Source organism: Nonomuraea sp. NPDC059023 (assembly GCF_042740095.1).
Lineage (GTDB): Bacteria > Actinomycetota > Actinomycetes > Streptosporangiales > Streptosporangiaceae > Nonomuraea.
In genome coordinates this window covers 37,755-47,192 of the sequence record NZ_JBHYIO010000037.1, presented here as the reverse complement: position 1 = coordinate 47,192, position 9,438 = coordinate 37,755, and the positions used below count along the sequence as shown (strand labels likewise).

Here is a 9,438-nt window from a genome sequence, read left to right as displayed (position 1 = left end):
GCGTAGGGGGCCGGGGTCGCGTGCCGCCGCCGGGGGCGGGCCGGGCGGGGGAGACGGGGGGGGGGTGGGGGGTGTTTGAGGTGGGCCCCCCCCCCCCCGGGGGCGGGGGCCCCCCGGGGGGGGTGTGGGTGGGGGGGGGGGGCTATCGCCCCCCCCACCCACTTTCTTGTACAACCCCCCCCCACCCCCCCCCGGGGGGGGGGCGGGGGGGGGCGGCCCCGGCCCCCCCACGGCCGAGTCTCGTGTCCATCGCGCAGTCCTACCGCGACAAGGACCGGCGATCCCACCACAAGAAGGGCAGGAAATGTGAGGTACGCGAAACTGACCCCAGCCGTTGCCGCCGCAGTAGCACTGCTGTTCACCCCCGCTCCGGCCGCCGCTGCGCAGCCGGCCACCGCCTCCACGAGCACCGATCAGAAGATCAAGCGCAAGAGCATCACATGCATACGGCCCAGCGGGAAGAAGACCAACTACTCCTGGAAGGACGGCACCACCTCCACCACGGTCTACTTCAACAACCACTGCTCGCACCGGGTGTATGCCACGGTCCACCTCAAAGGCCCGCTGAGCACCGACACGAAGTGCCTGGCCACCAACGGCGGCACCGATGGCAAGAAGAAGTTCAGAAAGGGCACCTCGCAGCGGCTCACAAAGATCACAAAGGGCTGCTACTAGCCGAGCGGGCCGGCCTTCCACCGACGGGCCACGAAGCGCCCTTCCGGAAGGCCGGCGACGGCCTCGTTTGGGCCGTCATGCACGGGTAACCGCTCGGCGGATCCACCGCTCGAACGTTCGAGCTGCGGCGGGCCCGCCGAGCCGTGCCACGGAGACATCCTCACGGGAGGTCACATGGATCCGGCAGGCTGGATCATCTCCGCGATCGGCATATTGATCGCCGTCGTCATCGCTTTCCGGATAGGCCGCAGGAAGGACAACAGCCCCGATCACGGTGCCTCCCGCGATCGGGACTCCCACGACGAGCACCGGCCCTGATCACACACACGGCGTAGGCGAACGCGTCAGCGTCGGTCAGCAGACGCACGGCCACGGAGGAGTCCGATTTCGATGTCGAGACGCCGGGCCGTAACCGGCGGCTGCTCACCCATGACCAGCCGCCATCTGGTACGGCTGCGCCATGCGCGTGGGCTCGGCCGAGGCCGAGCGTGCCGGTGGGGCGAGCAACTCCGGGCACCATTCGCGGCTCGCAACGCCCCCGCCCTGGCCGGGCCATATCAGTCAGAGGCCGTCGAAGATCGACCATCTGTTGACGAAGAGGCATGAGGTGTAGCGGTAGCCGGGTTTTGATGTTCCAGGTGAGCTGCGCGGTCAGTGTGTACGGCGGCGCGGCGCGAGGTGTTCGACAACTGCGGGACCAGGCTTGACGTAGCGCAGGGAAGCGGTCTCGTAGAGCGTGCGCCACAGCGTCTTCTCCCGCAGCCGGTGTCGCGCCGCGACGGCGGCCGGTGAGGCGTGGTCTTGGCCACTACGCAGGTCTCGTCCGGGTGTTCCCTGCGGCACTCGGCCTCGGCCGAGGGTCGATTCCTCGGGCCGAGATGGTGGTGAAATCGTAGGTTTGCGGGGCTGGGCCTGGGCAGTTGTAACAGCGGACGGCCCGACGGGGTCGTCCGCCAGCACCACAGGCGCACGCGCCTTCTGCGTCACGCGATCTTTCAGAGCGCCTCAGGCCGCCTGTCGCGGGCCGCGCGTGCGTCTGCCCGGCCTGATCGGGCTGGGCAGGTGGCCTCCCCATGGAAAGGGGCGCAGTCATGACCTCACCCACCCGCACGGCCCGCACGCCCGCCCAACTCGCCGCTTTGGCCGTGGGCATCGTGTTCCTGCTGGTCGGCGTGCTCGGCTTCATCCCCGGCGTCACCACCAACTACGACGAGTTGCAGGCGGCCGGGCATCACTCCGACGCCCTGCTGCTGGGCATCTTCCAGGTCTCCATCCTGCACAACATCGTGCACCTGGCCTTCGGCATCGCCGGCATCGTCATGGCCCGCACGTTCACCGCCGCCCGCGCCTTCCTCATCGGCGGCGGCATCATCTACCTGCTTCTGTGGATCTACGGCATGCTCATCAATCCCACCAGCGACCTCAACTTCGTCCCTGTCAACGCCGCCGACAACTGGCTCCACCTCATCCTCGGCCTCGGCATGATCGGCCTCGGCCTGCTGCTCGGCCGGCGCGCCACCGGCACCCGCACAGCCCCTTAGCAGGGCAAGCGGCACGTACCAAGTGCACGCCCGAGGCCGCACGTCGCCCGCAGGCCGGTGAGGGCGTGCGGCGGGCTTCGCCCTCGCGGTGCGGCGAGCACCCGGCACTGTCGGGAGCCTGGCTACGACCGGCCAGGCCGCGGTGAAAGGCACGCATGCGCCAGACTGTCCTGCCGTATCCGCGCAGGGGCTGTAACTTCGCACCCATGGTCGACCTGGTGTGGCGTTAGTGTCTGCTTGCGGATCTGCTGCGCTGGTGCGCCACCAGGAACATGTCGATGCAGGTGGCGATCGTCAGGAGAATGGCGAGTGCCGTGATTCCCGGCCTGTCGGCGATCGTTGCCAACGCGGTGAGAACGACAAGGGAAATCAGAATCACCGAACTCAGCCGGGTATGTGCGATGTCGGGGGGCCGCCCCAGGATCGGTCCTCTTCTGGGCATGCACTCACCCTGCCCTCCAGCCAGGTCAGGTAACGCGGCCAGGCCACGACTCTCGGCGATCCGGCGGGGAGTGATCGCGCGCGCCGGGACTCGCACCCCGACTGCCGTACCGGTCGTGGCCGATGCCGAGCGCGGGCTGATCAGCCTGGGCGGTCAACCCCCCGGCCATGATCCTTCGCGTCGGCCGGCCCGGCCACCTGCTGGGCCTGTTCGAGCAGCCATACTGCTGCTGCGCATCCCCGACTCGCGAAGCCCGGCATGAACGCTTTCTCCGGACACGCGCGTACGGCCCATCAGCGGTGAACTGCGCCGTACGACCTCATCCGGTTGATTCGTCCAGCTCGACCGGTGGCAACGCCTTCACCGCGGGTCCCTGCAGCACGGCGCCGTCGACGTCGAAGCGTGGGCCGTGGCAGGGGCACTCCCAGGAGCGTTCTGCCTCGTTGAAGGCCACGACGCAGCCGACACGGAGTGGAGGGCGCCGTCGGCCCTGCCCAGGCGGGTGGTGGATAGACCTCGGGAGCGTCCGCGGCGCGCGGACGTACGGGACGCCGGACGGATCGGCCTCGCGGTGCGAGGGTCAGTCGTCCCGCGCCGCCGCTCTCTCGATGGCCGCCTTCACCACGCCGAAGATCGCTCCCTGCAGGGCTGCGGCCACCAGCACCTCGCCCCAGCCGTAGCGGGTCGAGTCCGCCTCGGGCGGCTCGTCCTTGCCGGAGGCGAGCTTCCAGACGTGTTTGAACACCGTGCCGGCGATCAGACCGCCGAGTACACCGCCGGCGATCCGCACCGGCTTCGCGATGACTTGTTTCATGACGGTCTCGCATACCCAGCCAGATCAGGCCCAGTCGGCCTGCCGTACCGGATCTCTGTGGTCATCTGCCGATGGATGGCCTGGATCTTCTCGCGGGCGCGCGAGATCAGACGGGTGGTCTCAGAAAGTCGACGTCGGACCGCGTCACATGCTCGCCCATCGAACCGCCCAGGAGGGCGAGTATGCCGGCGGGGGGTGCGCGGAGCGCGCCGCGGCACCGGTCAGTGAGGTGTACGCGGTACCGGAGAAGCTGGACCTGCCGGAAGCTCTGGCGGGTTTGCACGACGGCCTGATGGCCTTGAGCCTGGCCGAGAAGGCCGTCCTGCGACCAGGAGAGCGGGTGCTGGTGAACGCGGCGGCCGGCAGCCTCGGCGTGTGGCTGGTGCAGCTGGCCCACGCGGCCGGCGCCCACGTGATCGGCGCCGCCCGCGGCGAACGGAAGCTGCGCCATGTTCGTGAGATGGGCGCGGATGTGGCGGTCGACTATTCCGAACCCGAGTGGGCGGAGCGGGTGCGTGAGGCGACCGCCAGCGCAGGCGTGGACGTGGTGTTCGACGGCGCGGGCGGGCAACTCGGCCGGGCCGCCTTTGACGTGACCACCGATGGCGGGCGGTTCTTCTCCTACGGAGCGGCCAGCGGGGCCGTCGCCGACCTCGATGCGCACGAAGTGGAGCGTCGCGGGGTCGTCTTGCGCGGTGTCGAGGATGAGATCGCCCCAGGCGATTGGAGGCGGCTGGCCGACCAGGCGCTCTCCGACCTGGCGACAGGACGAATCAGGGCGGTCATCGGGCAGGCCTTGCCGCTGGAGCGCGCCGCCGACGCGCACGCCGCGATGGCCGCCCGCGAGATCATCGGCAAGACCTTGCTCCTGCCCTGAGAGGACGTACTGCGGACTCCGCCAAGGGACTCTTGCGTTCGTATGAGGACATCGTTGTACACTTGCGGGCATGAGAGGTCGTGAAGGGCCGCGCGCGTACCGGACGAGGCAGTCGATCTTGGACGTCGCGACCGAGGTGCTCCTGTCCAACCCGTCCGCCTCCATGGCTGACGTCGCGGTGGCCGCGGGGGTGGGACGGACCACGTTGACCAAGCGCTATCCGACCCGTCAGGCGATGCTGGTCGCGGTCGCCCATGACGCGGTCGATCGCCTGGACAAAGCCATCGCCGAGGCACAACTGGACGTTCCCGGCGATCAGGTGCTCGACGCGCTGCGCCGACTGGTCACCCTGGTGATCCCGCTCGGCCCGCGGATCGAGTTCCTGGTGCGGCAGCCGTCGCTGGACCTGGACGAGGAACTCGTGGCCCGGGTCGCGGCCATAGACGAGCCGCTCGACGAGCTGATCCGGCGCGGTCAGCAGGCCGGGATCTTTCGCGCCGAGGTGCCCATGTGGTGGGCCAACCTCACCTTCAACGGCCTCATCTACAGCGCCTGGGAAGCGATCTCGCTGGGACGGCTGGCTCCGCTGGACGCGCCGGGCCTGGTGATGGCGACTCTGCTGGGCGGCATCGGCGTCACGCCGTCGTAGAGGCCGCGGGCTCCGCCGTACCGAAGCACCACTCATCGAGGAGGAAGCATGTCCGCGATCAGAGGTCTGGCCGTCCGCGCGGCGACCCGCACGCTGGCGGCCTGCGGCGATCACGTCGCTCAGTTGTACGTGCCGAGGGCGGATCCGTGGCCGGTCTACGGCAGGATCCGACGACACGGACCGGTCTACCGGAGCGTGATGGGTTATGCGGCGGTTACGTCCTACGAACTGTGCAGCCGGGTGTTGCGCGGGCAGGGCTTCGGGATGCGGGACTCCGCGGGCCGGTTGCCGAGCGAGCAGCAACTTCCTCTGGGGCTGGCGCCCTCACTGCTGGAGCTGGACCCGCCGGACCACAGCCGGCTGCGGCGCCTGGTCGCGCCCGCCTTCCGCCCCAAGCTGATCAATGAGTACCGGCCCCGGATAGAAGAGGCCACGGCGCGCCTGCTGGACCGGATCGATGGCGGGCCGTTCGACCTGATCGGGGAGTTCGCGACGCCGTTGCCGATCACGGTGATCAGCGAGCTGCTCGGCATCCCCGAGAACCGGCGCGGGGAGTTCGCCCGTTACGGCACGCTCACCGGGCTGGCGCTGGACGGGCAGCTGACCGCGCGCCAGTGGGCCGAGTGGGAAGCGGCCCTTGCGGCGATGACCCAGCTGTTCACCGAGCTGATGAACGAGCGCAGGCGAGAGCCGGGCGGCGACGTGATCAGTGTGCTGGTCAACGCCGTCGACGGCGAGCAGGTCACCGTCGGAGAGGTGATCTCCACCTGCCTGCTGCTGCTCATCGCCGGATTCGAGACGACGGTGAACCTGATCGGCAACGGCGTGTACCAGCTCGCGCGCCGTCCGGAACAGTGGCGGACACTGCGGGAGAACCCGGAACTGGCGGCCGGGACGGTGGAGGAGATCCTCCGGTACGACCCGCCCGTGCCGGTCACCGGGCGCGTCGCCCAGGATGACGTTGAGCTGGGCGGCAGGGTGCTGCGCAAGGACACGCAGGTGCTGACGATCCTGGCCGCGGCCAACCGCGATCCGGAGGTCTACGCCGAACCGGACACGTTCGACATCACGCGTACCGGCGGCCCCGAGCACTTCGCCTTCTCCAGCGGGGTCCACTACTGCCTGGGGGCTCAGCTCGCCCGTATCGAAGGAGAGATCGCCCTGCGGGCTCTCGCCGACCGGCTGCCCCGGCTGCGTCGGACGGGCGAGCCACGACGGCGATCGTCGGCGTCGATCCGCGGCTTCTCCTACCTGCCGGTCGCCGCCTGACCGCACGACTCCCGCCGGACGAGCAGATGTCGGGCAAGGAATTCGGGGTGGCTCCACGTGCCGCCGAGTTCCGGGGCGAGGCAGGCGCGGGCCGTGGAGAGGAACGCTTCGCGGTCGTGTTTCGCGCTGCGTTCTGGCAGGGCCCCCAGGAGAGGTGCGTTCGCTACGGCCGGCAGATCGGTCAGGTTGCAGCGGGTGGCCAGGTCGGGGGCGGTGGGCCAGCTGCCGATGACCAGGCCGTCCAGAGGGAGGCCACGGGTGCGCAGCGCCTCCGCGGTCAGCGCGGTGGTGTTGAGGGTGCCCAGCCCGGCGGTGGTGACGAGCAGGACGGAGACGTCCACGCCGAGGCCGCGCAGCGCGGCGGGGACGTCGGCGATGGTGCCGCCGTCCGGGTCGTAGCGCACAAGAAGCCCGCCCGCGCCTTCGACCAGGACGAGGTCATGGCCGTCCGCGAGCCGGGCGGCCTCCTCCGCGGCCCGGCGGGGGCGTACCGGAGCGAGGCCGCTCCTTCGGGCGGCGGTGGCCGGCGCGAGCGGCTCGGGGTAGCGGGCCAGTTCGCTGCGGGTGACGGGACCGGCCAGCCGGGCGACCTCGTCCACGTCGCACGGCTCGCCGGGGGCCAGACCGGTCTGAGCCGGTTTCAGCACGGCGACGCGGCGGCCCGAAGCGACCGCCAGCGCCGCGACGGCCGCGGTGACCACGGTCTTGCCGATCTCCGTGCCGGTACCGGTGATGATCAGAACACGCATGCGGACGCTCTCCCTGGTCAGCCGGCCGCGGCGGCGGCGACCATCGCGGTGGTGACGCGAGCGAGGTCGGCGTCGTCGATGACGTACGGCGGCATCGTGTAGACGAGATCCCTGAAGGGACGTATCCACACGCCGTGACGCGCGGCGGCGCGGGTGGCGGCGACCCTGTCGACGTCGTGGTCGAGCTGGATGACGCCGATGGCCCCGAGCACGCGGACGTCGCGCACCCCGCCCAGACCGCGCGCGCCGGCCAGCCCGGACCGCAGTCCCGTCTCGATCCGCTTGACCTGGCGCTCCCACCCGTCGTCCATCAGGAGGTCCAGCGATGCCCCCGCGACGGCAGCGGCGAGCGGATTGCCCATGTACGTGGGGCCGTGGGCGAGCACGGGGAAGTCGCCGCGGCCGATGCCGTACGCCACCTCCGGCGTGCACACGGTGGCCGCCATGCTGAGGTAGCCGCCGGTGAGCGCCTTGCCCAGGCACATCACGTCCGGGGCGACGCCCTCGTGATCGGCGGCGAACAGCGCGCCGGTCCTGCCGAAGCCGGTGGCGATCTCGTCGAACACGAGAAGGACCCGGTGCTCGTCGCACAGCTCGCGCAGAACGCGCAGGTAGCCGGGTGACAGGAAGCGCATGCCGCCCGCGTTCTGCACCACCGGTTCGACGATGACGGCCGCCACCTCGTGCGCGTGCCGTTCGATCAGCTCGGCCAGGTGCGCGGTGTAGGCGGGGTCGGGCGCGGCGTCGAAGCCCGAGGGCGGGGCGTCGGCGAAGATCTGCCGCGGCAGCACGCCGGTCCACAAGGAGTGCATGCCGCCCTCGGGGTCGCACACGGACATCGGCTGGAAGGTGTCGCCGTGGTAGCCGCCGCGCCAGGTCAGCAACCGCCGCTTGTCCGGGTGGCCGAGCGAGCGCCAGTACTGCAGGCACATCTTGACCGCCACCTCGACCGCGACCGAGCCCGAGTCGACCAGGAAGACGTGTTCCAGCGAATCCGGGGTGATCTCCGCGAGGCGGGTGGCCAGGCGGATCGCGGGTTCGTGGGTGAGACCGCCGAACATGACGTGACTCATCCGGCTCACCTGGTCGCGTACCGCGGCGTCCAGGACGGGGTGCCCGTACCCGTGGATGGCGGTCCACCAGGAGGACATCGCGTCCACCAGCTCCGTCCGGCCCTCGACCGGCTCGGCCAGCCGCAGGCGTACCCCGGAGGCCGATTCCACCAGCAGCGGAGTTTCACGGCCCGGCATCGGCGCGTAGGGGTGCCACACGTGTGCCCGGTCCAGCTCCAGCAGCCGCGAGACGTGCCGGGGGTCACGCATTGGGCGCCAGGTCGGTGCCGGCACCGCGGCGGCGCAACGCCACCAGGTCGGTGCGTGCGGACTCGGGCGTACGGCGGTGCTCGGGCAGCGTCCCGGACCCGGGTTCCTCGACCTCGAAGCCCGCGTCCTTGATCATCTCCAGGTCGGCCTTGCCGGACTGTCCCTCGCTGGTCAGATAGTCGCCGAGGAAGATCGAGTTGACGAGGTGCAGGGCCAGGGGTTGCAGGCCGCGCAGGTGTATCTCCCTGCCCCCGGCGAGGCGTACCTCCACGTCGGGGCAGACGAAGCGCACCATCGCCAGGATCCGCAGGCATCGCTGCGGGGTGAGCTCCCACGTCTGTGACAGCGGAGTTCCCTGGAAGGGGATCAGGAAGTTCACCGGCACCGAGTCAACGTCGAGTTCCCGCAGGGCGAAGACCACGTCCACCAGGTCGGCGTCGGCCTCACCCATCCCGGCGATCAGGCCGGAGCAGGCCGACATGCCCGCCTCGCGGGTACGCCGTACCGTGTCCACGCGGTCGGCGAATCCGTGCGTGGTGCAGATCTTGCCGTACTCCTCCTCGGAGGTGTTGAGGTTGTGGTTGTAGGCGTGGACGCCCGCCTCGCGCAGCCGCGCGGCCTGCTGGTGCGACAGCAGCCCGAGGCAGGCGCAGATCTCCACGTCGGGACTGCGCTCCTTGATCGCCTCGATGGTGCCGGCGACCCGCTCGACGTCCCGGTCGGTGGGGCCGCGCCCGCTGGCCACCAGGCATACACGCTTGGCGCCGCCTTTCGTCCCCGCCTCGGCCGCGGCGGCGGCCTCGTGCGGCTTTAGCCAGGTGTAGGTGAGGATCTCGGCCTTCGAGCCCAGCCGCTGCGAGCAGTACGAGCAGTCCTCGGGACACAGGCCCGACTTCAGGTTGACGAGATAGTTGAGCTTGACCCGGCGGCCGAACCACTTCCGCCGCACTTTCCCGGCCGCGGCCACCACATCGAGCAGTTCGTCGTCGGAGGTCGTCAGTACGGCCAGGGCCTCCTCACGCGTCGGCGTCTGCCCGCGCAGCCCCTTGTCCACCAGCGTGCTCAGCAGTTCCATGCCTCGATCCTCCGCCAGGCCGCCG

At 70.3% G+C, this 9,438-nt stretch carries 12 protein-coding genes; 6 read left to right on the top strand and 6 right to left on the bottom strand.

Annotated elements, in window-relative coordinates; all coding sequences use genetic code 11:
• Window positions 1–306: 306 nt before the first annotated feature.
• The 3 genes from ACFWYW_RS44565 (at window position 307) to ACFWYW_RS44555 (ending at window position 2,216) form a co-directional block, all read left to right on the top strand.
• Window positions 307–675: a hypothetical protein gene (locus ACFWYW_RS44565; protein WP_379611053.1), complete on the top strand. Its 369-nt coding sequence runs from the start codon at window positions 307–309 to the stop codon at window positions 673–675.
• 174 nt (window positions 676–849) lie between these two features.
• Window positions 850–993 (top strand): hypothetical protein, encoded by a 144-nt coding sequence (locus tag ACFWYW_RS44560; protein WP_379611052.1) that lies wholly within the window; start codon window positions 850–852, stop codon window positions 991–993.
• A 773-nt stretch (window positions 994–1,766) separates the two neighbouring features.
• On the top strand, window positions 1,767–2,216 hold the full coding sequence (locus ACFWYW_RS44555; protein WP_379611051.1) for a DUF4383 domain-containing protein: 450 nt from the start codon (window positions 1,767–1,769) through the stop codon (window positions 2,214–2,216).
• A 226-nt stretch (window positions 2,217–2,442) separates the two neighbouring features.
• On the opposite strand, the gene ACFWYW_RS44550 is transcribed toward ACFWYW_RS44555, so the two are convergent.
• The 3 genes from ACFWYW_RS44550 to ACFWYW_RS44540 form a co-directional block, all read right to left on the bottom strand.
• The gene (locus ACFWYW_RS44550; protein ID WP_379611050.1) at window positions 2,443–2,658 is read right to left on the bottom strand and encodes a hypothetical protein; all 216 of its coding nucleotides are present in this window, start codon (window positions 2,656–2,658) and stop codon (window positions 2,443–2,445) included.
• Between the two features lie 319 nt (window positions 2,659–2,977).
• Complete coding sequence (locus ACFWYW_RS44545) at window positions 2,978–3,112, bottom strand: Rieske 2Fe-2S domain-containing protein (protein ID WP_379611049.1); 135 nt, start codon at window positions 3,110–3,112, stop codon at window positions 2,978–2,980.
• Window positions 3,113–3,238: 126 nt separating this feature from the next.
• The gene (locus ACFWYW_RS44540; RefSeq protein WP_379611048.1) at window positions 3,239–3,472 is read right to left on the bottom strand and encodes a DUF4235 domain-containing protein; all 234 of its coding nucleotides are present in this window, start codon (window positions 3,470–3,472) and stop codon (window positions 3,239–3,241) included.
• 148 nt (window positions 3,473–3,620) lie between these two features.
• Here ACFWYW_RS44540 and ACFWYW_RS44535 point away from each other — a divergent pair, with 148 nt between their 5' ends.
• The 3 genes from ACFWYW_RS44535 (at window position 3,621) to ACFWYW_RS44525 (ending at window position 6,267) form a co-directional block, all read left to right on the top strand.
• Entirely contained in the window at window positions 3,621–4,349 is a 729-nt protein-coding gene (locus tag ACFWYW_RS44535) for a zinc-binding dehydrogenase (protein ID WP_379611047.1), read from the top strand.
• A 70-nt stretch (window positions 4,350–4,419) separates the two neighbouring features.
• Window positions 4,420–4,998 carry a TetR/AcrR family transcriptional regulator gene (locus tag ACFWYW_RS44530; RefSeq protein WP_379611045.1) on the top strand — a complete coding sequence of 193 codons (579 nt, stop codon included), beginning with the start codon at window positions 4,420–4,422 and terminating at the stop codon, window positions 4,996–4,998.
• 48 nt (window positions 4,999–5,046) lie between these two features.
• Window positions 5,047–6,267, top strand: a complete 1,221-nt coding sequence (locus ACFWYW_RS44525) for a cytochrome P450 (RefSeq protein WP_379611044.1) — start codon at window positions 5,047–5,049, stop codon at window positions 6,265–6,267.
• Here ACFWYW_RS44525 and bioD read toward each other — a convergent pair.
• Genes bioD through bioB form a run of 3 tightly spaced genes read right to left on the bottom strand, consistent with a single transcriptional unit; the run spans window position 6,246 to window position 9,413 of the window.
• Window positions 6,246–7,016, bottom strand: coding sequence for a dethiobiotin synthase (gene bioD, locus ACFWYW_RS44520; protein ID WP_379611043.1), 771 nt, complete (start codon window positions 7,014–7,016; stop codon window positions 6,246–6,248). The two genes, ACFWYW_RS44525 and bioD, sit on opposite strands and share 22 nt — an antisense overlap.
• A 17-nt stretch (window positions 7,017–7,033) precedes the next feature.
• A complete protein-coding gene (locus tag ACFWYW_RS44515; protein WP_379611042.1) occupies window positions 7,034–8,338 on the bottom strand; it encodes an adenosylmethionine--8-amino-7-oxononanoate transaminase in 1,305 nt (434 codons plus the stop codon).
• Window positions 8,331–9,413: a biotin synthase BioB gene (gene bioB, locus ACFWYW_RS44510; RefSeq protein ID WP_379611040.1), complete on the bottom strand. Its 1,083-nt coding sequence runs from the start codon at window positions 9,411–9,413 to the stop codon at window positions 8,331–8,333. The genes ACFWYW_RS44515 and bioB overlap by 8 nt, the downstream gene beginning before the upstream one ends.
• Window positions 9,414–9,438 lie beyond the last annotated feature (25 nt).